The sequence below is a fragment of the Stappia sp. G46H5W genome, assembly GCF_058448995.1.
Map to the genome: position 1 here is coordinate 712,496 of NZ_JBZFLL010000001.1, position 24,826 is coordinate 737,321.

The window sequence follows — 24,826 nt, forward strand, 5'->3', positions numbered from 1 at the left end:
GTCGGCTCCTCTCACGCGAAGGGCTGGGGATAGGGATTGACGGCGGCGCGGCGGAACGTCCCGTAGCCGGCCTTCGGCGGGTAGTCGTAGAGGCGCGCGTGGCCGAGGTATCGGGCCGAGGGCAGGAAATCGAGCGGCATCAGGTCGGGCGTGAAGGCGCGGATGACGCTCAAGCCCTGCTCGCGCAGGTCGTCGGTGGTGAGGTCGACCAGGGTCAGCTCGAAGTCGAGCGCGCGGAAGCGCTGCACCAGCCACTCGAACCGCTCGCGCGCGACGGGCCCGCACTCCGGCGCCAACCGCGAAATCGGGCTCTCCCGGTCGTGACCGGCGAGAAAGTCGAACGCACCCGCCTGCTCCGGGCGGCCCATGTAGGTGGCGCCGTATTCCAGGCGGGTGAACTGGAGCGGATCGTCGGGAATGTCCTGGAAATACGGGATCGCCGTGCGCGCGACGCAGGCCTCGCGCACCACCTTGCCGCAGGCGATCCAGGGGTCGAACTCGGTGCTGCAGCCGACAAAGGTCGCCAGCTGCGGGTGACCCTCGTATTTCTGCAGGAGATAGACCGTCGGCACCCCGAGATCCGTCGTCGCATCGTGGAAATGATGCTGGAGTGGCAGACCGTCGATCCGCCCCAGCGCCTCGCCGACTTCGGCCGGCGGCTCGACATCGAAGGACAGGCGGGGCAACGGCAGCCGGCAGTTCCAGGTCAAGGCGATGGCGTCGCGCTCGATGCTCTCGCAGATCGCCGAGACCGCCGCCTGGTAGGGGCAGCTGTGCAGCGCGATGCCGGTCGTGATCGGCGCCCAGAACGCCTCGCCCGGCAACAGCTCGAACACCAGATGCGACATCACGAGCGGCAGCCAGACGGTGCGCGACTGCGTCACCGAATAGCCCTCGACCCAGCGGATCGGCCGGTCGGGATCGAAGGCATGGAGCTGGCAGCGCGGGTCGGCCAGTTCCGCCGCATCGCATTTCGGCCAGCGGCGATGGTCGAGCGCCGCCGAGCCGAGTTCGCGGGCGCTGGCGACGATGTAATCGCGCTCGTCGAAGATCGCGCTGGAATAGCGCTCCGCCGCCTCCGCCACCGCGCGCACATAGGCAAGGTCGGCACGCACGTCGCCGCCGCTGCCGGCAGTCAGCGTCTCGGCCGTGCTGGATCCGTCGCCGGCGCGGATCCGGGGATAACCCAGCGAGACGTTGCACAGTTTGGCGGTGCGGCGGCGGAAGTCCGGCACGCCCAGCTCCTCGTCGTCGATGCCGGCAACGCTCTGGACGATGCCGCAGGAGGGGCTGAGGATCGACGACCAGGGAAAGCGGGCGCGGAAGTCGCCCTTCTCGAACACGTCGATCATGCAGGCACCCCGTCGAACGCGGCAACGAGGCTGGCGAGATAGGCCTCGTCGACCGCCGGGAAGCCGAGCCGGTTCATCATCAGGTGGCAGAGATTGAAGGCGAGCTGGTCGCGGAAATTGTCGTTCTGCGGGAAATGCCGGCGGGCAGCGCGCGATACCTCGCGGATCGAGGCTTCCCAGCGGGCGAGCAGGTCCTTCTCGCCGGCGACGAGCACCGCGCCCGCGTCGAGCGGGTCGAAGGGGATCGCCCGGATTTCGGCGATCCGCTCGGAGAAGCGGCCGACATGATCCTGCGTGGGATCGGCGCTGCGCATCCAGTAGTCGCAATAGTCACCGAGGAACTGGCGGGGCGAGCGCGGCAGCTCGAACAGGTGTACGCAGCGGGCCATCAGCAGCGGCGCGATCCACTTGCGCGAGCGCCCCTCGAGCAGCTCCGCGGCAATGGCCGCAACGGCGATTTCGCTGGAGCGCTGGAAATGCGTCTCACAGATCTCCAGCATCTCGCCGGTTCCGTATTTGCCGGTCTCCGGCTCGTAGGTGTCGCGCTGCACATGGGCGCGCGCGAAATGCGCAGGCGGCGCCGCCCCTTGCACGGCCTGCGGCCCGGCCGCGGCGACCAGCGGCGTGAACGGGCTTTCGGGCGTGAACGGCAGTTCGGCGACCAGCGTTGCCAGCTGCTGCTGCGCCCGCGCGGCCAACGGCTCCAGCCCTGCCGGATCGGCCGGCAGCAGGCGCAGCCGCAGATGCGGCCCGCCGTCGTCGGTCATGCGCAGGAAGTGCCATTTCGCGACGTCGCCGCCGCCCAGCAGGGACGCCAGGTCATTGGCGACCAAGTGGTCGAAGCCGGACCCGAACACGCCCGGATAGAGCTTGAAATAGGCCCAGCGCGCCCCGTGCGAAACCGTCATCTGCCGTGCCTCTCCTGCACATGTTCCATGCCTTTGGTCGGTCTCATGCCTGTTGCCCCATGTCGAACCGGAAGAAGCGGACGGAAACCGCCGTCAGAAGCACGGTCGCGGCCGCCAGCACGGCCAGCACCAGCGCCAGCGGCAGGGCCTGCGGCTCGCCCGTGGCGGCCTGCCGCAATCCGTCGACGAGATAGGTGATCGGCAGCAGGTCGGAGACCACCGCCAGCGCGCTGTCGCGCGGCACCTGGAAGAAGACGTTGCCGAAGCTCAGCATCAGGAAGTTGATCGCCAGCGTCGCCAGCACCCCGACCTGCTGGTTGCCGATGATGCCGCCGAGCGCGAAGCCCATGGCAACGAAGCACCCGGTGCCCAGCGCCAGCAGCGCGGCGAAGAGCAGGCCGCTGCCCTCGATGCGGAAGCCGAAGAAGCCGGTGGCGATGGCATAGAGGCCGACCATCTGCACCAGCGCGATCGCCAGCCGGGTGACCAGCAAGGCCGAGACGATCTGCACGACCGTGATCGGCAGGGTCTTCATGTGGCGGAACACGCCCCGCGCGCGCTGCTGCAACAAGGGCGTCGAGGTGCCGAACAGGCCGAGCTGCAGCAGCGACATGGCGAAGAAGGCCGGCAGCAGCTGCACCAGCTCCGAGGTCCTGCGCACCGGCTCGAAACTGTAGTCGAACGGCAGGGAGCCGGCCTGTCGCCCGGCGGCGGCGAGCATCGCGGTCTCCAGCACGCGCGCCAGCGAGGGATCGGCCGCCGCGGACAGCGCCACGCGCCCGCCCGCCCCCACGGTGAGAGTGACCGTCCCCGCCGCCTCGTGCCCGGCCGGCAGCAGCCGCACGCCGGGAACTGCGGACAGGGCCTCGACCACCGCCTGCGCCTGAGGCGCGGCGAGATCGCCCTGCAGCGACAGCGGCAGCGCGCCCGGCGCCCCGCCGCCGGAGCTGCTCATGAAAAAGATCACGACGAAGATCAGCGGGAACACGAAAGTGAAGAAGCTGGACGTGAAGTCCCGCAGGTATTCGCGAAAATTGTTGAGCACCAGAATGGCGAGCAGCGGCATGTTCACGGCCGTGTCTCCTTCAGCCCCGGCCCGAGCAGGGCGACGAATACGTCCTCCAGCGTCGAGCGGCGCTGGCTGAGGCGCGCCAGATCGAGATGCGGGCGCAAGGGGGAGGCAAGCAGCGCGTCCAGCCGGCCGGCGTCGAACACCGCATGCACGGTCCCGTCCCTGCCGGCCTCCAGGCTCACGTCCGCCGCCAACTGCGGGTGCGCGGCAAGAAGCTTTTCGGCGGTCTCCACCTCGCGCAGCGCCACGGCCAGACGCGGCGGCGCGCCGTTGCGCGCGATCAACTCGTCCGGCGTGCCGGTTTCGCGCACGCGGCCGTTCTCCAGAATGACCACGTCGCTGCTGAGCTCGGTCGCCTCCGCCATGTCGTGGGTGGCGAGCAGGATCGCCGAAGCGCCCTCGCCCCGGTCGCACAGCCGCCGCAGCTCCTGCCAGAAGGCCAGGCGGCTGAACGGATCGAGGCTGGCCGTCGGCTCGTCGAGGATCAGCACCTGCGGCTCGCCGACCAGCGCGGCGACGAGCGCCAGCTTGCGCTGCTGGCCGCCGGACAGCTGGCCGATCCGCTTCTTCCAGGCGCCCTCGAGCGAGAAGGCCTCGACCAGGTGCATCGGGATGTCGCGGCTGCGATAGGCGGTGCGGACCATCGACAGGTATTCGTCGGTGCGCAGCAGCGGCGGCAGGCTCTGCTGCTGCAGCACGATGCCGACACGGCGCCGGCGCTCCAGCGGCAGGTCGGGAAACGGCGCGCCAAGGATTTCGGCCCGCCCGGCATCGGGCTTGCGAAGCCCGACGAGGATTTCCAGCAGCGTCGTCTTGCCGGCGCCGTTCGGCCCAAGCAGCGAGGTCAGCGACCCCGCCCGGCAGTCGAGGCTGACGCCATCGAGCGCCAGATGGTCGCCATAGCGCTTGCGCAGCCCGTCCAGCATCAGCCCCGACGGGCCGGAACGCCCGGAGACGCGAAGGCGGCCGCGGTCCTGCGCAGCGGAGCTTCCGCCGTGCAGGGCCGCGACACCAGCGGTATCGGTCATCGTCTTCATCATCCCCGGGCCCGGTCCGTCAGCCTATTCGTGGCAGCTGCTGCAGCCCGAGTCGTAGCCACCGGTGCCGGTTATGCAGCCGATGCAGAAGAAGCTGCCGACCGACGAACCGGTGCCGCTGCTGACCGTGGTGCCGGTCGACAGGCAGTCGCTGGTGGTCGCCCGGGCCAGCATCGGCTCCGTTTCCTCGATGTAGCTTTCGTAGACGGCCGCGTGCGCGGACGAGGCCGTGATGTCGAGTACATGCTGCATTCCATTCTCCTTCCGTATCTTCGTTGATGCGGGAAACTCCCTCGTGCCGGCCGGCCCAGACGGTCGAACGGCTTTCATCGGAGATCAGTCCTGGTGATCGGACAGGTCTTGCTTCAGGCTCCTCCCGTGGCAGTGGCGACAAGGTTCGACCCCCGCGAAACCAGCAGCAGCTCGACGGCGATACACGCGGCGAGGGCCAGCACCGACGAGAGCGCCAGCCCGAGGCAGACGGTGGCCAGAACGGGGACCGAGGTGACCGCGATGCGGTCCGCCTGCCCCGCCAGCCATGCCTGCCCGAGAAGGACGGTCGCGGCGGCCGCAACCGGAATGGCAAGCAGCAGCGGCGCCGCAAGGCGGCTCGCCAGAACCGGGGCCAGCTGCAGCGGCCGGGCGCCCAGCAGCTGGCGCAGGCCGAGCTCGCGCCGGCAGCTGACCGAGCGGAAGCGGATCACGGCGAAAAGCACGCCGGCGATGACCGCAAGGGTGGCGATCCAGGCTCCGAGGCTGAGCAGGGCCGCGCCCTCCGCCGGCCGGTTCGCCGCGCCGTAAAGCGCCCCCGGCTCGATGCGCGAGGGTGTCGTCTGGGGCCACAGCCGCCACCACACGGGAAAGACGTCGGCAAGGCGCGCGGGGCCGGCTTCCGCATCGAAGCGGATGGTGGCGACGCGGAACAGGCGCGGATCGTGGTAGACGACCAGCGGCGGGCTCGGCACATGGCGGCCGTTCAGGCGGAAATCCTCGACCACCGCCGCGACACGCAGGCTGACCTGCGGCCCGCCGTCGAAGCTGAGCAGCAGCTGCCCGACGGCTTCGCTCGGCGAGGCAAAGCCGAGCTGCTCCGCCGCGCTGCGGTTGAGCACGGCCTGGTCGCGGCGCTCGGCCCAGTTGGAGGGCAGCGCCCCGGCCAGCGGCACCACGCCGATGCTGCGCAGGAAGCCGTCATCGGCGGCAAGCGCCTGATAGCGCTTCTCGGTCTGGCGCCGGTCGGTCGCGGCGCGCAGCTCCATGTAGCTGTAGTCGTGCAGCGCGCCGGGAAGGGTCTTGGCGAAGCCCACCTCTCGCACGCCGGGCAGGGACAGGAGCTCCTGGCGGAAGGCGTCGTGGCGGTCGCCAAGAACGCCGTCCTGGTCCACCTGCAGGGCAAGGGTACGCTCCAGCGACATGCCGCTGTCGCGGCCCGCCAGATGCAGCTGCTGCATCACCAGCACGATGGACAGGCCCGCCGCCGTGCCGCAGACGACGAATGTCGCCCAGAGCGGCAGGATCCGGCGCGCGGCGCGCGCATGCGCCTGTCGGCGGACCAGCGGCAAGAGCCCCGCGACGGCGAAGGCGAGAAGCGCTGCCCCGGCAAGGGCCAGCCCCTCCGCCGGCGTCAGGGCGAAAGCGGCGGGGTCCATCCGCAAGCCCCGCGCGACAAGACGCGACAGGGCGATGCCTGCGGCCGTGCCGACGATGCAAAAACCGAGCGCCGCCAGCGCCGCGAAGCCGGCAAGCGCCAGCCGGCCGGCCGCAGGAGGCACCGCCAGGCTGGCCAGCGTCTCGGCCAGCGGCGCGAGCTGAAGGCGGGCGAGCCCGACGCCGTGGCCGAACGCGGCGAGCGCTGCGCCCGCCAGCACGAGCGCGCTGATCCACAGCAGGCGGGCGGAGCCGGTCGGTATCGCGGCGACGAGTTCCTCGTAGACGCCGTCCGACAGCCAGATCCCGGCCGCCGGCCGTGCCCGGAAGTCCGGCTCCCAGCCGCCCAGATAAGGCGCGCGGGTGGTGAGGTCGGCGGCGATCGCGTCCGCCTGCGCTTGTCCTGCCTCCCCCCGGAAGCGGACAAAGGTGTAGGCGCTCGGGCGCAGCCACTCCATCGGCAGCTGTTGCAGCGTGCTCGGCAGCAGCGCCCGGTCGATGGCGCCGGGCACCGCATCGACAAGGACGATGTCGGGCCGGAAGACGGCATTTTCGGCGAAGGGCTCGAAAACGGCCGCGACCGAATAGGTGGTGGTCTTGCCCCGGCGGTCGGGCTGGGCCGGCGTGATCCGCTGGCCCACCGGGTCGCGCGTGCCGAAGAGGCGCCGCCCCTCGGCGGAGCTGATCAAGGCCTCGCCAGGACCCAGCCGCTCAAGGGAAAAGGCGCCCTGCCGCAGCCGCCAGTCGAAGACGGCAAGAGAGGGCGGATCACTGCGGAAAAGCGCCCCGCCCGGGAGCGACATGTCGTCGATCGTCAGCTGCGAGCGAAGGGGCGTGAAGCGGCCGGCATGGACGAGCGAGCCGTGGTTCTGGCGGATCAGCCGGGCCAGAGGATCCGGCGAGGTCGCCCAGCGCCCGTTCTCGCCGGAGTGGCTGGAGCTCCAGATGGTGTCGATGCGCCACAGATCGGCGTCGGCCAGGCGGCCGGGCGCGAAGTAGTAGCGGATCGCCCCCAGCAGCACGACGCAGACGGCAACGGCAACGACAAGCGCGACGAAGAGCAGGGCAAAGCTGAGCCATTGCCGGCGGAGCTTCGCCGCAAAAGCGCGAAGCACGGCAACCGTCGGAAATAGTCCGGATACACCCACCGCCACAGCCCCGAAGCACGTGCCGTTGCCCCGGCGGGGCAGACGGACACTGTCGATGGCTGGCCGGAATTGGAGCTGCAGGCGAAAGTCCGCTTGCAATCCGCGCGCGACGGCTGGCTGACGCTTTCAATCTTAAATGGCACACCCAAGGTGTCAACTCGCTATTACTTTCGATGCGACATGTAAAAATTACCTATTTTCGAGACTTACCGCATTTTTCCCCATGGATATTTTTGACAGAGATTGACGATAAAGACGAAAATTCACTCGTCAGATACAAGGAACCACCCAATATCGGTCAGGCACCTTTACGGCAGCCCGGATCGGGTCGCCCGTTCGTGCCCTTGCAGATACCGAAGCTGCGCCGCTAAGGTTTCGCCCCGAAACGACCGCAAGCCATGCGCTCAGGTTCGCTGCGAACACAGGCCCCGATGACCGAAACCCAGCCTCCCCCGCCCTCCACGTCCGGCACCGCGCCTTCTCGCACGCTCTGGCCGGTGCTGTGGCCGCTTGCGGCCGCGCTGGCCATCTATCTGATCGGACTGTGGATCCCGATTCCCGGGGTGGATGCGGAGCGGCTCGACTACCACGACGGCTTCACCAGCGGCAGCTCGATCCGGATGGCCTCGATCTTCGCCCTGTGGACCGGGCCGCTGGTGGTGGCCATCGCCCATGTGGAGATCGCCCGCCTGCTGATCCCGCCGCTGGCACGCTGGCAGGCCGCCTCGGCCCGCAACGCGCAGGTGCTGGTTGCCATCACCGGCCTGATCGCCCTGCTGATGACGCTGGCGCAGGGCGCCGGCGTGCTGCACGGCATGCAGACAGGCCGCTTGCTGCGGGACCTGTCCACCGGCGGAGTGGTCGCCAGCCTTGCCGCCTATTGCGGGGCGACCGCGGTGCTGATCTGGCTGGCCGGACGGCTCCGCCTGCCGGGGGCCGGACAGGGCATCCTGCTGCTGATGGTCTTTCCGATGATCGCCAGCCTGCCGTCGGAACTCGAGCTGGCCTTCTCGCAGTATCGCTCCGGCATGTTCCTGCAGTCGGGCCTGCCGATGGACCTGCTGGTCCCCCTCGCCTTCGTCGTGGTGGCAACGGCCGCGACGATCCACGTCGCCAGAGGCTTGCAGACGACGGCGCGACAGGCAGGCGCAGCACCATCCGCCTGGTTGACCCTGCTGCTGTGGCCGCCGGTTCTCGCCAACACCGCGGCGGGCTATCTGGTCCTGCTGGTGTGGTGGGTGCTGCCGGACAACATCGGCGCCTTGGGCTGGCCGCTCTACACGGCGCATTTCGTGCTGACTGCGCTGCTGGTGCCGCTGTTCCTCACGGCCTATCTGAAAGTGCCGGTCGGCACGCCCGACGCGGCCCGGGGACTGGAGACCATGCCGGTCGCAACCATCGCCGCGTTGCAGATGGCATTGGTGCTCGGTGCGGTGCTGGTCCGCTCGTTCTACATGCTGCCCGCCGCCTTCGGGGCGACGCCGATCCTGGTGATGGTGGCAAGCGCACTGGTGCTGGCCGAGCTGCTGCGGCCGGCAGCCGCCCCTGCCACACCAGCCCGTTAGGTCAGGATCGTCGAACCGGCGCCGGCCTTGCGGGCGGCAGCGATGGTGGAGGTCGCAATCGCGGTGTCCTGCGCGCCCGTGCCGGTGAGATCGCAGATCGTGATCTCGTCGTCCGAGCGGCGGCCGGGATGGCGGCCCGTGACGATCTCGCCGAGCTCCGGCGGCGTGCCGCCCTGCCACAGGCCCGCGGCGATGGCGCTGCGCAGCTCGCCGAGAGCCTCGCACTGGCTGACCCGGTCGCAGACATAAAGGTCCGCCGCAACGAGCGCTGCCGGCTCGATCTCGTTCTTGCCCGCCTGGTCCGAGCCCATCGCCGTGATGTGAAGGCCGGGATGCAGCCACTCGGCCTTGAGCACCGGATGCTCGGCCGGGGTGGTGGTGACGACGAGCTGGCTCTGCGCCACTGCTTGAGCCGGGTCCGCGACGGCCTCGGCCACGATCTTCAGCCGCTCGGCGATGTCGGCGGCGCAGGCTTCCGCCTTCGCCATGTCCCGCCCCCAGACGAGAACGCGGGAGAACGGGCGTACCAGATGGGCCGCCTGGATCTGCAGCCGCGCCTGGATGCCGGTGCCGATGACGCAGGCTGTCTCGACCTTCGAGGGCGCAAGATGGCGTGCGGCGACGGCGCCGGCGGCGGCCGTGCGCACATCCGTCAGGTAGCCGTTGTCGAGCAGCAGGGCCTCGACCAAGCCGGTCTTGGCGGAAAACAGGATCATCAGGCCGTTGAGGCTCGGCAGGCCGAGCTTCGGATTGTCGAAGAAGCCGGGGCTGACCTTGATCGCGAAACCGTCGAAGCCGGGGATATAGGCGGTCTTGACGTCGACCTCGCCATTGGCCTGCGGGATCGCCATCGACAGGATCGGCGGCATCACCACGGTGCCCGAGGCGAGCGCGGCGAAGGCCCGCTCGACCACATCGACGGCGGCCAGATCCAGCTGCACCAGCCCGCGCAGCTCGCCGGCGGTCAGGACGGTCACTTCATGCGCCATAGCTGCGCCCTTTCAGCTCGACCTCGCCGAGGCGGACGCCGCGCCCGGCGACGATCTCGGTGAAGGTGGTCATGTCGACATTGCGGCCCGTGAGGATGGTGGCGACCGGACCGCCGAAGGCCGGCAGGCGGCCCGAGCGCATCGCGGCGATGCCGACGACGCTGCCGCCCTCGGCCACCATGCGGTCCTCGTAGTAGAGCGCCTGCATGGCGTCGTAGATCTCGTCCTCGGTGACGAGGATGCAGTCGTCCAGCAGGTCGCGGCACATGGCGAAGGTCAGCCGGTTCTCCAGCCCGATGCCGCCGCCAAGGGAATCTGCAAGGCTCGCCACCTCCACGACCTCCACCGGATGGCCGGCGCGGATGGAGGCGTGCATCGCCGCGCCGCGGTCCATGGTGACGCCGATGAGGCGGATCGACGGCTTGATCGCCTTCGCGGCCAGCGCAACGCCGGCGGCAAGCCCGCCGCCGGACAGCGGCACGAGGATCGCTTCAAGGTCCGGGCGGTCCTCGAGCATTTCAAGACCGATGGTGCCCTGGCCGGCGATCACCAGCGGGTCGTCGAAGGGCGGGATTTCGACCAACCCCTCCTCGCGCACCAACCGCAGGCTCTCGCCCTGTGCATCGTCCTGGCTGCGGCCGGCGATATGCACCTCGGCGCCCAGAGCGCGGATGCCCTCGACCTTGGCCTTCGGCACCAGCTCGGACATGCACACGACGGCGCGAAGACCGGCGGCGCGCGCGGCAAAGGCAACGCCGCGGCCGTGATTGCCGGTGGAGCAACAGGTGACGCCGGGGGCGCCCGCCGGCACGGCGGCGACGGCGTTCAATGCGCCGCGCAGCTTGAACGCGCCGATGGGCTGGGTCGTCTCCAGCTTCAGCAGCAGGTCTCCATCCACGGCAAGCGAAGGCACCATCGGGGTGCGCGCGGCGACGCCGGCAATGGTGCGGCGCGCGGCGAGGATATCGGCAAGCTGGATGCTCAACTCGCCTCCTTGACCGCGCTGAGGAACTGCTGCGTCCGCTCCTTCTGCGGATTGCCGAACAGCTCGTCCGGGGTGCCCTGCTCCTCGATCCGCCCGCTGTAGAAGAAGCAGATGCGGTCGGAAATGTCCTTGGCGAAGCCCATCTGGTGCGTGACCATGAGCATGGTGAGATTGTGCTCGGCGACGAGCTGGCGGATGACATTGGTCACCTCGCCGATCACCTCCGGATCGAGCGCCGAGGTCACCTCGTCGAACAGCATCACCTTGGGCCGCATGGCCAGTGCGCGGGCGATGGCCACGCGCTGCTGCTGGCCGCCGGACAGGCGCGAGGGGTGCTGGTCGCGCTTTTCCGCCATGCCGACCATCGCCAGTAGCTCCTCGGAGCGCTCGCGCGCTTCCTTTTTCGACATGCCGAGCACATGCACGGGACCTTCCATGCAGTTTTCCAGCGCGGTCATGTGCGGGAACAGGTTGAAGTGCTGGAAGCACATGCCGATCTTCGAGCGCATCTTGCGCAGGTGCCGGCTGTCGGCGCGCACCAGCTTGCCGTCGCGCTCCATATGCGTCAGCGGCTCGCCATCGACATAGATGACGCCCCCATTGATGGTCTCCAGCGTCATCAGCATGCGCAGCACGGTGGTCTTGCCCGAGCCGGACGGACCGATGACGGTCACCATCTCGCCTTCGGCGACGTCGAGGTCGAGCGAGTCCAGCACCACCAGGTTGCCGTAGGACTTGGTGACCTTCTTGAAGCTGACCATCGGGATCGCATCCCCCTCAAGGCGGAGGGGGAAGGCGGAAACATCTGTGGTGTTCATCAGCCCAATCCGAGTTTGCGGCGCACCCAGGTCTCGAAGAGCCGGATCAGAGCCGCCGTTGGCAGCGAGATGCAGAGGAAGATGATGCCGACCAGCGTGAACGGCTCGAGGAAGCGGTAGGTCTCCGAGCCGATGGCATTGGCGGTGTGCATCAGCTCCGCGACACCGATCACCGAGAGCATCGGCGTGTCCTTGAAGATGCCGACAAGGTAGTTGCCCATGCCGGCAAGCGAAGGCGGCAGCGCCTGAGGAAGGATGACACGGAAATAGGTGCGCGCCGTCGACAGGTTGAGCGACTTGGCCGCCTCCCACTGCCCCCTGGGCACGCTTTCCAGCCCGCCGCGATAGACCTCCGACAGGTAGGCCGCATAGTGCAGGCCGATGGCGATCATGCCGGCCGTCCAGGGCGACAGGCGGATGCCGAATTGCGGCCCGACATAGAAGACGAAGAAGATCTGCAGCACCAGCGGCGTGGAGCGGATGAACTCCACCGCCTCGCGCACCGCGATGGTGAGCGGGCGGAACGGCGTGCGCTGCGCCAGCGCGAAAACGAGGCCGAGAACGACCGCGATGGCATAACCGAGGCCGGCGGCCAGCAAGGTGTTGCCGGTGGCTGCGATCAGCCGGGGCAGGATCTCGAAGGTGAAGTCCCAGCGCCAGTCGAACATGGCTCAGGCCCTCCCCATCTTGCGCAGCATGAACCGCTCCAGCCAGCGCATGAACGGCGTGATCATGAAGCGGGCCAGCACGTAGTAGATGATGAGCGCGGTGCCGAAGGTCTCGGCCGACATGAAGGTGGTGCCGTTGATCTGCTTCACCTGGAACATCAGGTCGGCGACGGAGATCAGCGCGACGAGCGCCGTGCCTTTCAGCAGCTCGATCAACAGGTTGCCCCAGGAGGGCAGCATGATCAGCACGGCCTGCGGCAGGATCACCCGGATCATCCGCTTGGCCGGCGACATGTTGAGCGCCAGCGCCGCCTCCCACTGGCCCTTGGGCACGGAGAGAATGGCGCCGCGCACCAGCTCCGCGCCATAGGCGCCGAGATTCATGCCCACGGCCACGAAGCCGGCCGTGAACTTTTCCAGCGTGATGCCGAAGAGCGGCAGCACGAAGAAGATCCAGTAGAGCTGGACGAGCAGCGATGTGCCGCGAAAGACCTCGATATAGACGGTGGCCAGACCGCGCACCGCCATGTTGGGCGCCATGCGCATCAGGCCGGCGGCCACGGCGATCGCCACCGCCAGCAGCGCCGACAGGACCGTCAGCGCCATGGTGATGAGCGTGCCGCTGGCGATCCGGTCGCCATACTGGCCGAGGAATTCGAAATAGGACATGCCGCCCAGCCCTTGCTGTCAGACCTCGATCAAGGCCGCAAAGCCCGGGCAGGAAACCCTGCCCGGATGCGGGAGACGGGGCGAAGGGCCGGCCGCGCCGGCCCGCCGCACACCGTCGTCGTCATGTCAGCGGTTGGCGCAGACCCACTCGGTGGTCTTGTCGCCGGGCAGCGAGCCCTCGCCATAGCCGTATTCGGAAACGGCGGCGAGCATCTCTTCCGAGCCGAGATACTTGGCCTGGGCCTCGTTGAACTTGTCGAGGAAGGCCTTGTCCGCCTTGCGGAAACCGATGCCGGCCCAGTTGAAGGAGTCTTCCGGCATGGCGTTCGGGTCGGACGCCTCGACGGCACCGTTCGAGCTGTCGGCCAGCTGCTTCATGGTGAAGTAGGTGCCGGCACCGGCATCGGCGCGGCCCGCACGCACGGCAGCCAGGATCTCGGTCGGCCCGGGCACCTGCATGATGTTGGCTTCCGGAACGCCGGCCTCCTTGGCCGCCTCGATGTTGGAATAGCCGGCGCCCGTGACCATCACCGCGTCGTTCGCCACGAGGCTCGCATAGTCGCTGATCTTCTTCGGGTTGCCCGGAGCAACGATGAAGCCGTCGCCGACCTTGGCCATCGGCTCGGAGAAGGCGATGTTCTCGCAGCGGCTCGCCAGGATGTTCATGCCGCCAGTGACGATGTCGAAGCGGTTGGCGTTGAGGCCCGGAATGAGGCCGCCCCACTCGGTCTGCACCGGCTCGATGTTCTCGAAGCCCATCGTCTTGAGAACGCCGATCGTATAGGCGTTCACGAAGCCCTTGGGGCTGCCGTCCTCGCCCGGATAGGCGAAGGGCACCTCGTTGGCGAAGCCGATGCGGATCGGCTCGCCCTTTTCGGCGCGCTCCAGCAGCGACTGGGCGTTTGCGCTGCCTGCAAAGCCAAAGGCGAGCGCGGCCATGCCGAGCGTGGCAAGGCCTTTGAAGATCGTGTTTTTCATGGTTGAGCTCCTCTGTTCCACCAACTCTTGCTTCTTATGTTGTGCACAACATCATGCTGGGTCAGACTGTGTCAACGGAATTTGCCGGATTGACCGAGAGACTTCCTTGTGTGGTTTTCTGGACCATCCGCAGATGTACACATTATAAGGAACGAAGCCCCCTCCAGCGCCGCGGCCAAGGCTCTGGACGGATTGTGGAAAGATCGCCCGCCGAACGGGGCGCGGCCAGCAGCGGCAGGCAGGCCCGCCCATGGCGAGACGCTTGCCGGGAGAGCGGAAATGCCGGACAAGACGCGGCCCCGCCGGGCAGGCGGCACGCATGTATGCGAGGGGAGCGGACAGGCCTGATGACGGTGAACGAGGGTGCCGGGCGACCGGCGGAAGAAGGCGCACGCGGCCGCTTCGAGCGGATCTACCAGGCCTTGCGAATGCGGATCTGCCTGCTCGACTACGCGCCCGGCAGCCGGCTGCGCGAGGAGGACCTGGCCGAGGAGTTCCACGTCTCGCGCACGCCGGTGCGGCGCGTCCTGGTGAAGCTGGAGGCGGAAGGGCTGCTGCGCTCGGTGCACGGGGTCGGCACCATCGTCACGGACATAGAGGTCGACGCGCTGGCGCAGGTCTACGAGCTGCGGGTGGAGCTGGCCGAGCTGGTCGGCAAGCTGTCTCCCACCCCGGTCGATGCGGCGCTGATCGCCCGCTTCCACGAGATCCGCGCCCGCTGCGACGAGATGGTGCATGAGGGCGACCCGCGCACCTTCTCGCGGATCAACATGGAGTTCTTCCACCTGTTCAACGCGCTGACGACCAATGAGCCGCTGCGCGAGATCAGCGAGCGGCTCTATTACCAGACCGCGCGGATCTGGCTGAAGACCGCCTCACGGCTGAAGAATTTCGAGGAGCTGATCCATACGGAGTTCACCACCTTCCAGCGCGAGGTCACCGACATCACCGAGGCGGTGGAGCATGGCGACCTTGCCGCCGCCGGCCATGTGCGGCGCGCCCATATCGCCATGAGCTTCAGCCGTATCCGCAAGGCAAGCGAGGCCGCCCACTAGGGGCGACACCGCGCCGGCCTAGCCCTGCCGGAGGACGATCTGGCCGCCGACGAGGGCGAGGCGCGCCTCGAGGTGCCTCAACTCATCGGCCTCCATCGTCAGGATGTCGCCTGGGAAGCCGACGATATCCGCGAGATAGCCGGGCTTGAGCCGCCCGAGTTCGTCCCCCCGCTGCAAAAGCTCGGCGCCGCCGGCGGTCGCCAGCGCCAGCGCCTCGCGGCGGGTCAGCGCCTGATCGGGCGCGACATGTTCGCCCGTGCCGTGGTCGCGCCGCAGCTCAAGGTCGGCCACCGGATGCAGCAAGGACGGGGGCAGATTGTCCGAGCCGAGGGCGACCGGGATGCCGCGGTCGAGGATCCGGCGCATGGGCACGATGTCGTTGCAGCGGTCGCCCCCCAGGCGCGCAAGATGGGCCGAGCCACCCTTGGCGATGTGCCGGTTGGTGTGGGTGACGAGCATCAGGCCCATGTCCTGAATAGCCCCGAGGGCGCGCTCGTCCAGCGTCGCGACATGGCCGCGCACCCAGTTCAGCCCGGCAAGCGGCTGCGACCGGTTCACCTCCTCCATCAGGCCCATGACGTCGTCGAAGATGGTCGAGACGCGCAGGCGCTGGCGGGCCGCCTCCAGCAGCAGCTCGCGGACCATCGCGCGCGGTGCGCCGCTGTCGAGATGAAAGCCCGCCCAGCCGGTGCAGCATCCGCCGCGCGCCCTGACGAGCCCTTCGCCCGTTTCATCGATCTCGGCATAGATGCCCTCGATGCGCAGGCGGTCGTCGTCCGCGAAGCCGCGCTTCGCCCACCGGGTCCAGTCCGCGATCAGCGCAGCCATGTCGGCTGTGGCATCGACGCCCGACCAGGACGGGCTGACGACCAGCGTCGCCCGCATGCCCGGCTTGCAGCGGTCCCGCAAGGCGCCGTAGGCGGCGATGACCTCCCGCGCGACGCCGTGGCCCTCATAGACGCCGGTCGTGCCGAAGCGCGCGTAGGTATCCATCGAGCGGGCCAGCGCATCGGTTCTGGTCGCCACGTCGAAGCCGGGCGCGGCAGACATCAAGGTCGTCTCGACGATGGAGATGCGCGTCGCCTCGCTGAAGCGCCCGTCCGGCAGGCCGTCTGCCGCGCGGTGGATCTCGACCAGCGGATGCGGCGACGGGGTGTCCCTGCCCACACCGGCCAGCGCCAGGGCGGCGGTGTTGGCCACGCAGACCAGATCCGCCTTGTTGCTCCAATAGCCCCAAGCCGGGCGGATCCAGACCGGGTGATCGGGCGCGGCGGCATCGAGATCGTGCCGATCCGGGCAGCGCCCGTCGGCAAGGCCGGACCAGCTGTCGAGAAACAGCGGCGGCGTGCCCAAGGGCGACAGCACGATCCACTGGCCCGGCGGCGTGCGCGCGGCCACATCCCGCAGAATCGCCTGGATTTCGGCAATCGACCGCGCGCCGGAGATCGACGGCAGCACGCTCTTCAGCCCCTCCCGGTCGAGATGCGCGTGGCCGTCGATCATCCCCGGCATCAGGGAGAGGCCCTCGCAACACAGCGAGACGGTCTCGGGCGTCGCCAGGCCCTTCAGCTGCTCGTGCGGGCCGACGCCAAGAATGCGCCCTTCCCCGATGGCAACGGCATCGCCGGCCGGATCGTCTCCCGCAGGGTCGACGAGCCGCGCCCCGTACAGGATAATTTCCGCTGGCCGTGCTTGAGGGATCATCCCGGCTCCTTCCTTGGGCAGGCGCGCGGCGCGCTGCGACACATCGATGCGATTGTCTGATAAACGGATGGCATGAAGATCACGTTCCGACAGCTCAACGCCTTCCTCGTCCTGGCCGAGACCTGCAATTTCTCGCGGACGGCGGAACGCATCGGCCTGAGCCAGCCGACGCTCTCGCAGATCATCCGCGACTTGGAAACGGAGCTCGGCACGAGCCTCTTCGACCGGACCACGCGCCGCGTCGAGCTGACGGAAGCCGGACGCACCTTTCGCAAGGGCGCGGTGCGGACCTTCGAGGAACTGGAGCAGACGTTTTCGGACGTGCGCAACCTCACCGAATTGCGCGAAGGCCGGCTGCGCGTGGCCGCTCCGCCGTTTCTGGCGGCCACCATCCTGCCGCGCGCGGTCGCCGCGTTCACCAGGCTCCATCCCGGCATCAAGGTGGAAATATCCGACGTCACCAACGACGAGATGCTGATCCGGCTGATGGACGGCCGGGTCGACCTTTGCATCGGAACGATGACGCCGGGCCAGACCGACCTGCGGTCGATGCCGCTGTTAAGCGAAGACATGATGGTGTTCTGCCTGGAGGACCATCCGCTGGCGGCGGGCGATGCCACCGACTGGCGCGAGGCGGTCCGGTTTCCCTGCATCACGCTGGTGCGCGGCAGCGGCCTGCGCGAACTGGTGGAGCAGGGCTTCGCCCGCGCGGGCGTCGACTTCCAGCCGCAATGGGAGGTGGAGCAGATCACCACCATCTTCGGCATGCTGGCCGAGAATCTCGGCATCGCGATCCTGCCGCGCTACACGATCCTCGGCGTTCACAACACCCATGTCGTTGCCCTGCCTCTCGGTGAGCCGCACATCGTGCGCAAGATCTCGTGCGTCTATCCTGCGAGCCGCTCGCTGAGCCCGGCGGGGTACACGTTCATCAAACAGCTGCGCGCCGTCCTCCTGCGGGCGGGGGTGCCACCCGACCCGGACCTCGACGCCGAACAGTCCGGCTGAACCTATCCGGCCCGCGTTTCCTGCGGGGCGGATACCGAGACGGACCTGGCTCTCCTGGACAACACCAGCATCGCGATCATGACCGCAAGGCCCGCGATATTGAGCAGAAGCGCGCCCTGGAACAGGTCGGTGGGCATCAGCAATGCGGCGCCGGCCGCGAAGATGAGCAGCCGCGACAGCAGGCCGGCGGCGTCGCGGATGTAGCCGATGCCTCCGGCAGTGATGCACCACACGCCGGCAAGCGCCGTCACCGTCGAGGCAACCACCGCAAGGCTCGGCCCGACGCCCAGCAAGGTGGGCGAGAACACGAAGAGGAACGGCACGACGAAGGCCGGCCAGGCCATGATCGTCGCCTCGATCGCCGTGCGCATCGGCGGGCTGGATGCAAGGGTCGCGGCCGAAAACGCCGCCACGGCCACCGGCGGGGTGATCATCGACATCATGCCGAAGTAGAGAACGAACATGTGCGCGGCGATGGGCTCCACCCCCAGCTTGATCATCGAGGGGGTGACCAGGGTGGCCAGCAGCACATAGACGCCGACGGTCGGCATGCCCATTCCCAGAACGATGGACAGGGCCGCCGACAGCAGGAGCAGCAGGAACAGGTTGTTCTCGCCAAGCGTGATCAGGATGCGCGTGAGCGAGAAGCTGAGCCCGGTCAGGTTGAGGATGCCGATGATGATGCCTGCCGCCGCCGCAATCAGGATGACGGACACCGACGACCGGCCGGCCGCCACGAAGGCGGCGAACAGATCGACCGGGCTGCGCCGGCCGCCCTTCTTCCAGAGGAGGATCGGCAGCAGGGAGACGCAGGCCCACAGGGCCGCTTCCTCGACCCGCAGATGCAGCCAGAACATCGCGACGATCAGGACGACGAAGGGCAGCGGATAGATCCAGCCCCGCGCCATGACCGCGCGCGCCGCCGGCAGTTCGGACCTCGAAAGCGCGCGCAGGCCCCGGCGCGCGGCGGCAAGGTCGACCTGGAAGAAGATGGACAGGAAGTAGAGCAAGGCCGGGATCAACGCGGCCAGCACGACTTCCGAATAATCCACCTGCAGGAAGTCGGCCATCAGGAAGGCCGCGGCGCCCATCACGGGCGGGGCCAACTGGCCGCCGGTGGAGGCGACGGTCTCGACCGCCGCGGCGGTCTGCGCGCGATAGCCGCTGCGCTTCATCAAGGGGATGGTGATGACGCCGGACGAGACGACATTGGCGACCGCACTGCCCGAGATCGAGCCCATCAGCGCCGAGGAGGCCACGGCGATCTTGGCAGCGCCGCCGCGATAGCCGCCGAACAGGGCAAGCGAGATATCGTTGAAGAATTCCGTGCCGCCCGCCTTTTCCAGGATCGAGCCGAAGAGAATGAACGTGACCACGGCGGTCGCGCAGATGAACAGCGCGGTGCCGAGGATGGCGCTCGGATCGAAAGCGATCTGGACCGCCAGCCGCTGAGGGGAGACCTGCTGGCCGGTCAGCGGCGCGGGCATCATGTAGCCCCACAGCCCGTAGACCAGAAAGACGAGGATGATGGCCATCAGGGCGAAGCCGGCAACGCGGCGCACACCCTCCAGCAACAGCAGGATCACGGCGAGGGCGGGAAACAGGTGTGCCATAGGGTTCATGGCGGACGCCATGGAAATCCCTTCGTAGTCCGAGGCGATGAACAGACAGACCCCTAGGCCGATTGCCGCGGCGAGGATGTCGTACCAGGGCGCGGCATGGTCCCGCGCCTTGCCGCGCGGTCCGGTCGACAGGAAGACCAGCGCCAGGCACAGGCCGACCAGAAGCGCCAGGAACTGCTCGTCGTAGATGACGTAACCGAGCCGGCGCGGCGCATCCAGACAGAAGCCGACGGCGAGCAGAGGTATCGACACGGCGAATGCCGTGCGAAGGCCGGCAAAAAGCCGATCGACGCCCGTCCGCGCGTCCGATCCGTCCAGAGATTGCCTCATCTTCAAGACCCTTCCACAAGACCCTTGCACTAGGTCGTGAACTCATAATTTTGCCGGAAACGGCGCCGGTTCGGGCACAATTATGGGTTCACGACCTGGGGCCGGGCAACGGCGCCTCACCGCTGCCCGGCATCCTCGATCAGTCCTTCAGGAGACCGGCTTCACGGAAGAAGGCTTCCGCGCCCGGGTGATACTTCGCCTTCTTCGAGGGGCGATAGATCTTGGCCGGGTCCCACTCCTTGAAGTGCGGCGAGGTCTCGGCGAGCTGCTGCCGGTTTTCGTAGAGCGCCTTCACCAGGTCATGGACCACCTGATCCGGCACATGGGCACCGACGAGCAGGGCATATTCATAGCTGAACATGGTCAGCGGCTTGTCGACGCCGACCAGACCCGGCCCTGGCTCCATCGTGTCGAGATAGGAGCCGGGCGCGATCTCCTGCATCTTCTCCTCGCCGCCCGGCACGGCATTGACGCCGAGGAAGCGGACGCCGACGGAGGCATCCGCCTCGCGCACCTGGGCGCTGGTCGCCGCCGCATAGGCCGCATCGACACGGCCGGCGGCGAGCAGCTCGACGGCCTTGGCGAAATTGGGCACGGCGGTCGCCTCGAAGCGGGACGAGTCCAGCCCTTCCGCCGCGAGCGTGGCATCCTGCATCAGCTCGATCATCTTCATCGCGCTGTACTGGGTCGGCACCGGGCGGCCGGCCAGATCGGCCGCCGTCTTGAACTCGCTGTCGCGGCGCACGAGCAGGCCGACCTGATAGCGCGGCAGCACCGCGGCGATCCGCAGCTCGGGCAAGGGCATGCCCTCGAAATTGCCCGTGCCGGTAACGGCGTAGGACGCCTCGATCATGTTGGAGGTGGCGAAGTCCATCTCGCCGGAATTCACCTGCGGTAACACGAGGTTCGCGCCGCCCGTCGCAACGGCGATAAAATCGTTGCTCGTGTGGTCGCTGGCCGTCGAGGCGATGGCCGCGGCGATGACGTAGCCGCTGCTGCCCTGGGGCAGGGTCCCGATGGAATATTGCTCGGCCAGGGCCGGCGCTGCTCCGCACAGCAAGGCGGCGGCGCAGATAATCGACGTCATTCTCATTGAACTCACTCCCATTTTCCCTCTCCGGTGTGTGGCTGGTCTAGTCCGGTCCTTGCATCTCCTTGGTCCGCGGCGCTTCACAGCGCGGCGTCGACGCCGTCAGCGACGTCAGGGCCTGCCAGAGCGCGCTGGCGGGATCGTTGCATTCCAGAAGAATGGAGAAATGATCGCGGTCCTCGATCCGCAGCATCCGGACATCGTGCCGCATCGAGACCAGCGCCCGGCCGAAGGCCTCCGCCTGCCGGACGAATTCCGGGCTCTCACGCGAGCCGTAGGCGAGGACGATGCGGCCGGGCTCAAGCACCTCGATATGCTCGAGCGGGCTCAGCCGAAGGGCCTCCGCCTCCGTCAGATCCACATAGCTGCGCCGGCTCGACAGCAGCACGGGCTCCATGTCGTAGATGCCCGAGACGAGCAGACAGGCGGACACGCGCTGCGCGATGTCGGAGCCCCCTGCCCCGGTCGCCAGACATGCGGCCAGATGCGCGCCGGAACTGTGGCCCGCCAGGACCAGGCCGCGCCGGGCATAGTCGGGCCGCTGCGCCAGCAGGGCGCGCAGGGCCGCGGCGACCCGGTCGACCATCGCCGGCAAGCCGACCGACTGGATCTTGGGATAATCGGGCACCGCCAGCGGACACCCGGTCAGGTCCAGGTTGCGCGCAAGAAAGCTGTACATGGAACGGTCGCCCGACCGCCAGGCGCCGCCATGCAGAAAATAGATCAGCGGCCCGTCGGCGGAAGCGTTGAAAACATCGATCCCGCCCATGTCGTCGTCCGCATAGCGGAAGGTTTCCGCCGGCGTTTCATGTCGCTGGGCAAGACTTAGCGCGGCATAGGCGGCGAGCGTAGCCGCCATTTCGGGAGCCCAGCACGATTGGTCGTACGCCCGGTCCAGTTCGGCTTGCGAGTAATTCAGATAGACGGCGCTCAACTCTGGCTCCTGACGGGTATCTCGAAATGTGCCAGCGCGAAAACCCGCCGGACACCCAACCCTGCGTCAGAAGGCTTGATCGGATAACCTGCCTTTTTTGGATATAATTATTGGTTTTTCCGATAAAAATTGCAGGTTGTGCGGAGGCAATTCTCCCGTTGCCGCGCGGAGCGGCTGCGATCCTGTCGGGGGCGCAAGGCGGGCACCAAAAAAGACAAAGGCCCGGCCAGCCGCATGACGGCTGGCCGGGCCTCGAGCTTTTCGGCCTCGTAGCGGGACGGTGCCTAGTAGAGGCGCCCCGGCAGCCACAGGGCGAGTTCCGGCCATGCCAGCATCAGGGCGATCATGCCCATGAGCGCGGCGATGAACGGCGTGACGCCGATGAACACGTCCGTCAGATCGCCCCTGCCCCGCACGCCGTGCACGACGTAGCAGAGCATGCCGATGGGCGGCGTCAACACCGAGGTTTCAGCCACCAGCACCATCATGACGCCGAACCAGATCGGGTCGTAGCCAAGGCCGACGACGATGGGCGTGACGATGGGGATGGTCAGCACGATCATCGCCAGCGTGTCCATGAACATGCCCAGCACCAGATAGACGAGCAGGATCATCAACATCGTCGACAGCGGGCTCCAGTTGAGGCCGCTCACGAAGTCGTTGACCACATTGGCCATTCCCGTCGCGCCGATGACGAAGTTGAGCAGGAAGGCCAGCAGCGTGATCAGGATCATCATCGAGGAGGTGCGGATGGTGCCGATGAACACCTCGACCAGCATTTCCCAGCTGAGCCGCCGATAGACCGCGGCGAGCATCAGGGAGACGATGACGCCGATGGACGCGGACTCCGTCGGGGTGGCCCAGCCGGCATAGATCGACCCGATCACCACCGCGAACAGCCCCAGAGGCGGCGCCAATGCCGGCAGGCTGGCCAGCAGGGCCCGCGCGGTCGGCGCGCTGCGGTCGCCGTCCAGCGAGGGCTTGAAGATGCACAGCACGACGATGACCAGCGAGAAGATCGCCGCCAGCACGATGCCGGGGATCAGCCCCGCCATGAACAGGCGCGGGACGGATGTGTCGGTCAGGAACCCGTAGATGATCATGTTGATCGACGGCGGGATCAGGATGCCGAGCGTGCCGCCGGCCGCCAGAGAGCCGAGGAACAAGCGCTCGCTGTAGCCGTGGCGGTCGACCTGCGGCATGGCGGTGGTGCCGATGGTCGCGGCCGTGGCGACGCTGGAGCCTGAGGTCGCCGCGAACAGGGCGCTGGCCCCGATATTGGCGTGCATCAACCCGCCGGGCAGCCAGCCGAGCCAGGCCGCGACCCCGTTGTACATGCGGTCCGCGATGCCCGAGCGCAGCAGGATCTCGCCCATCATGATGAACATCGGGATCGCGATCAGCGTGAACTCGATGCTGTGCGACCAGGCGATCTCGCCGAAGGCCCGCTGCAGGGGAAAGGGCGACAGCAGCCAGTCCAGCAGCACGGCGAGCCAGCCGAGCACCGCGGCGATCGGCAGCCCCAGCGCGATCAGGACGAACAGAAGGATCAGCGCAATGCCCATCTCACCGCCTCCGCAATGCCGATTCCGAGGCGCCCAGCTCGGCCGCCAGGGCCTGGTCGCCCCGGACGAGCGCGCGCATCAGATCGAACAGCAGGGCCGCAAGGCAGATCAGGAAGAAGATCAGCCCCGCCAGCCAGAGCGCCTGCGGGATCCACAGGGGCGTTGCCAGCGGCGTGCTGGCGCGTGCCCCCAGGCGCAGGGATTCCGCCAGCGTGCCCCAAGCGTGAGTGACCAGGATGCCGATGATCCCGGTGAACGCCCCGAGCGCCACGACGTCCAGAAACCGCTGCACCCCGGCCGGCAATTGCAGATAGACGAGGTCCACGCGGATATGCGCCCGCATGAACAGGGCTTGGGCAAAGCCCCAGGCCATGGCGATGGCGAAGGCATAGCCGGCCAGTTCGTCGACGCCGATGAGGCCGAAGTGAAAGAGGCGGCGCGACAGGATTTCCACCGTCATCAGGCCGGCCGCGCCCAGGAGCAGCAGCCCGCTGCCGATGGCGGAAAACCGGGCCAGTCGCGCCAGCTTGCGAGAGACCAGAAGGTTGCCCAACCCCGTCACCTCGCCGCGTTCAGCTGGATGTCCAGGACAGTGCCGACGGTCTCGTTCCAGCGGGCAACGCAGTCGGAGCCGCAGGCCTGCGTGAATTCGGGCATGACGTGCTCGGCGACGATTTCGCGAAGACGCGCGCTCTCGGCCTCGGTCAGTTCCACCAGCTTCAGGCCGGCTTTCGTCAGGTTGCGCGGGGCGGTGGACTCGGGATCGCAGCGGTCGTCGCCGACCGAACACCAGATGCCCTGCTGCGTCGCGACGCGGGCCATCTCCCAGCCCGCCGGCTCCAGCTTGGTGCGCACTTCCTCGCGCAGGAAGGTCTGAACGGCCGGATCCAGCGCATCCCAGGTCTTGGAATTGGCGACGATGAAGTTGACGCCCCAGCCCACGGTCAGATCGACCAGATGCGTTGCGACATCCGTCCATTTCGCGTTGTTGCCCGAGTTCGAGCCGGTGAACGCGCAGTCGATGACGCCGCGCTGCATGGCCGGCACCACTTCGTTGAAGGCCATGGTGACGGGCGTGGCGCCCAGCGCCGCCGTCAGCGAGGAGGTGGTGGTGGAGAACACGCGAACCTTCTTGCCGGCCAGATCGTCGAGGCCTTCGACCGGGGTCGCGCACCACAGGACCTGCGCGCCGGTCGGCCAGAAGCCGAGCGGAACGACGCCGAGGCGCTCGCGGTAGCGCTCCTCCAGCGTCGGGCGATAGGCGTCGATGATCTTCTGCAGCGTGTCGATGTCCTGCGCGAGGCCGGCAAGGTCGATGGAATCGTTCTCCGGCAGCTCGCCGGAAATCAGGGTCGTGCTGCCCGCAACGATGTCCGCAACGCCCGAGGCGGCAAGGCGCATCAGCTCGGGGCCCTTCGCCCCGAGGTCGGTCATGCTGACCGCGTTTGCCGTGACGCGGCCGTTGCTGTCGGCCGGGACCGTCTCGTTCCAGAACGGCTGCAGCACGTTGGTCCAGTTCGGCGAGTTCACCGGCGAGCCGATCACCGAGAGCTTGGTCTGCGGCAGATCCTGAGCCGCTGCGACCAGGGGGAGAACGCAGGCCAGAGCCGTGGCGCCGAGCAGTCTTGCAAGAGTGTTCATGGGAAATCCTCTCTGTCGGGTGGGGCCGGCCCTGCCGATGG

General features: G+C 68.0%; 22 protein-coding genes. 3 read left to right on the forward strand and 19 right to left on the reverse strand.

Annotation, left to right across the window (positions count from 1 at the left end):
• Positions 1-11 precede the first annotated feature (11 nt).
• The 6 genes from ACVJ6E_RS02800 to ACVJ6E_RS02825 form a co-directional block, all read right to left on the reverse strand.
• Complete coding sequence (locus tag ACVJ6E_RS02800) at positions 12-1,352, reverse strand: YcaO-like family protein (RefSeq protein ID WP_120268988.1); 1,341 nt, start codon at positions 1,350-1,352, stop codon at positions 12-14.
• Entirely contained in the window at positions 1,349-2,260 is a 912-nt protein-coding gene (locus ACVJ6E_RS02805; protein WP_120268987.1) for a thiopeptide-type bacteriocin biosynthesis protein, read from the reverse strand. Before ACVJ6E_RS02805 ends, ACVJ6E_RS02800 begins: the two co-directional genes overlap by 4 nt.
• 43 nt (positions 2,261-2,303) lie before the next feature.
• Positions 2,304-3,326 carry an ABC transporter permease gene (locus tag ACVJ6E_RS02810; protein WP_120268986.1) on the reverse strand — a complete coding sequence of 341 codons (1,023 nt, stop codon included), beginning with the start codon at positions 3,324-3,326 and terminating at the stop codon, positions 2,304-2,306.
• Positions 3,327-3,328: 2 nt separating this feature from the next.
• The gene (locus tag ACVJ6E_RS02815) at positions 3,329-4,360 is read right to left on the reverse strand and encodes an ABC transporter ATP-binding protein (RefSeq protein WP_158592688.1); all 1,032 of its coding nucleotides are present in this window, start codon (positions 4,358-4,360) and stop codon (positions 3,329-3,331) included.
• 33 nt (positions 4,361-4,393) lie between these two features.
• A complete protein-coding gene (locus tag ACVJ6E_RS02820; RefSeq protein ID WP_120268984.1) occupies positions 4,394-4,621 on the reverse strand; it encodes a hypothetical protein in 228 nt (75 codons plus the stop codon).
• A gap of 113 nt (positions 4,622-4,734) precedes the next feature.
• Complete coding sequence (locus tag ACVJ6E_RS02825) at positions 4,735-7,131, reverse strand: ABC transporter permease (RefSeq protein WP_120268983.1); 2,397 nt, start codon at positions 7,129-7,131, stop codon at positions 4,735-4,737.
• A 464-nt stretch (positions 7,132-7,595) separates the two neighbouring features.
• Here ACVJ6E_RS02825 and ACVJ6E_RS02830 point away from each other — a divergent pair, with 464 nt between their 5' ends.
• Complete coding sequence (locus ACVJ6E_RS02830) at positions 7,596-8,729, forward strand: hypothetical protein (protein WP_158592687.1); 1,134 nt, start codon at positions 7,596-7,598, stop codon at positions 8,727-8,729.
• Here the strand turns inward: ACVJ6E_RS02830 and ACVJ6E_RS02835 are convergent.
• The 6 genes from ACVJ6E_RS02835 to ehuB form a co-directional block, all read right to left on the reverse strand.
• Complete coding sequence (locus ACVJ6E_RS02835) at positions 8,726-9,718, reverse strand: cyclodeaminase (protein WP_120268981.1); 993 nt, start codon at positions 9,716-9,718, stop codon at positions 8,726-8,728. The genes ACVJ6E_RS02830 and ACVJ6E_RS02835 overlap by 4 nt on opposite strands.
• A complete protein-coding gene (eutB, locus tag ACVJ6E_RS02840; protein ID WP_120268980.1) occupies positions 9,708-10,703 on the reverse strand; it encodes a hydroxyectoine utilization dehydratase EutB in 996 nt (331 codons plus the stop codon). The genes ACVJ6E_RS02835 and eutB overlap by 11 nt, the downstream gene beginning before the upstream one ends.
• A complete protein-coding gene (gene ehuA / locus ACVJ6E_RS02845) occupies positions 10,700-11,521 on the reverse strand; it encodes an ectoine/hydroxyectoine ABC transporter ATP-binding protein EhuA (protein ID WP_067221695.1) in 822 nt (273 codons plus the stop codon). Before ehuA ends, eutB begins: the two co-directional genes overlap by 4 nt.
• A complete protein-coding gene (gene ehuD, locus ACVJ6E_RS02850; RefSeq protein WP_120268979.1) occupies positions 11,521-12,189 on the reverse strand; it encodes an ectoine/hydroxyectoine ABC transporter permease subunit EhuD in 669 nt (222 codons plus the stop codon). Before ehuD ends, ehuA begins: the two co-directional genes overlap by 1 nt.
• A gap of 3 nt (positions 12,190-12,192) precedes the next feature.
• Complete coding sequence (gene ehuC, locus ACVJ6E_RS02855; RefSeq protein ID WP_067221691.1) at positions 12,193-12,858, reverse strand: ectoine/hydroxyectoine ABC transporter permease subunit EhuC; 666 nt, start codon at positions 12,856-12,858, stop codon at positions 12,193-12,195.
• A 126-nt stretch (positions 12,859-12,984) separates the two neighbouring features.
• Positions 12,985-13,836: an ectoine/hydroxyectoine ABC transporter substrate-binding protein EhuB gene (gene ehuB, locus ACVJ6E_RS02860; RefSeq protein WP_120268978.1), complete on the reverse strand. Its 852-nt coding sequence runs from the start codon at positions 13,834-13,836 to the stop codon at positions 12,985-12,987.
• Between the two features lie 347 nt (positions 13,837-14,183).
• Here ehuB and ACVJ6E_RS02865 point away from each other — a divergent pair, with 347 nt between their 5' ends.
• Positions 14,184-14,891, forward strand: a complete 708-nt coding sequence (locus ACVJ6E_RS02865) for a GntR family transcriptional regulator (RefSeq protein WP_120268977.1) — start codon at positions 14,184-14,186, stop codon at positions 14,889-14,891.
• Between the two features lie 18 nt (positions 14,892-14,909).
• Here ACVJ6E_RS02865 and ACVJ6E_RS02870 read toward each other — a convergent pair whose 3' ends face one another.
• Positions 14,910-16,595, reverse strand: a complete 1,686-nt coding sequence (locus tag ACVJ6E_RS02870) for an amidohydrolase family protein (protein ID WP_120268976.1) — start codon at positions 16,593-16,595, stop codon at positions 14,910-14,912.
• Between the two features lie 72 nt (positions 16,596-16,667).
• On the opposite strand from ACVJ6E_RS02870, the gene ACVJ6E_RS02875 reads away from it, so the two are divergent.
• Positions 16,668-17,603, forward strand: coding sequence for a LysR family transcriptional regulator (locus ACVJ6E_RS02875; protein WP_120268975.1), 936 nt, complete (start codon positions 16,668-16,670; stop codon positions 17,601-17,603).
• A 2-nt stretch (positions 17,604-17,605) separates the two neighbouring features.
• On the opposite strand, the gene ACVJ6E_RS02880 is transcribed toward ACVJ6E_RS02875, so the two are convergent.
• The 6 genes from ACVJ6E_RS02880 to ACVJ6E_RS02905 all read right to left on the reverse strand — a co-directional run bounded on the left by ACVJ6E_RS02880 (position 17,606) and on the right by ACVJ6E_RS02905 (position 24,785).
• Positions 17,606-19,477 (reverse strand): TRAP transporter fused permease subunit, encoded by a 1,872-nt coding sequence (locus tag ACVJ6E_RS02880; RefSeq protein WP_199681174.1) that lies wholly within the window; start codon positions 19,475-19,477, stop codon positions 17,606-17,608.
• A gap of 217 nt (positions 19,478-19,694) precedes the next feature.
• Positions 19,695-20,642, reverse strand: a complete 948-nt coding sequence (locus ACVJ6E_RS02885; RefSeq protein ID WP_158592686.1) for a TAXI family TRAP transporter solute-binding subunit — start codon at positions 20,640-20,642, stop codon at positions 19,695-19,697.
• Positions 20,643-20,688: 46 nt separating this feature from the next.
• Positions 20,689-21,579 (reverse strand): alpha/beta hydrolase, encoded by an 891-nt coding sequence (locus ACVJ6E_RS02890; protein WP_120268973.1) that lies wholly within the window; start codon positions 21,577-21,579, stop codon positions 20,689-20,691.
• Positions 21,580-21,863: 284 nt separating this feature from the next.
• The gene (locus tag ACVJ6E_RS02895) at positions 21,864-23,144 is read right to left on the reverse strand and encodes a TRAP transporter large permease (protein WP_097175518.1); all 1,281 of its coding nucleotides are present in this window, start codon (positions 23,142-23,144) and stop codon (positions 21,864-21,866) included.
• Between the two features lies 1 nt (position 23,145).
• Positions 23,146-23,697: a TRAP transporter small permease subunit gene (locus ACVJ6E_RS02900; RefSeq protein WP_067221677.1), complete on the reverse strand. Its 552-nt coding sequence runs from the start codon at positions 23,695-23,697 to the stop codon at positions 23,146-23,148.
• Positions 23,698-23,702: 5 nt separating this feature from the next.
• A complete protein-coding gene (locus ACVJ6E_RS02905; protein WP_120268972.1) occupies positions 23,703-24,785 on the reverse strand; it encodes a TRAP transporter substrate-binding protein in 1,083 nt (360 codons plus the stop codon).
• Positions 24,786-24,826: the final 41 nt, after the last annotated feature.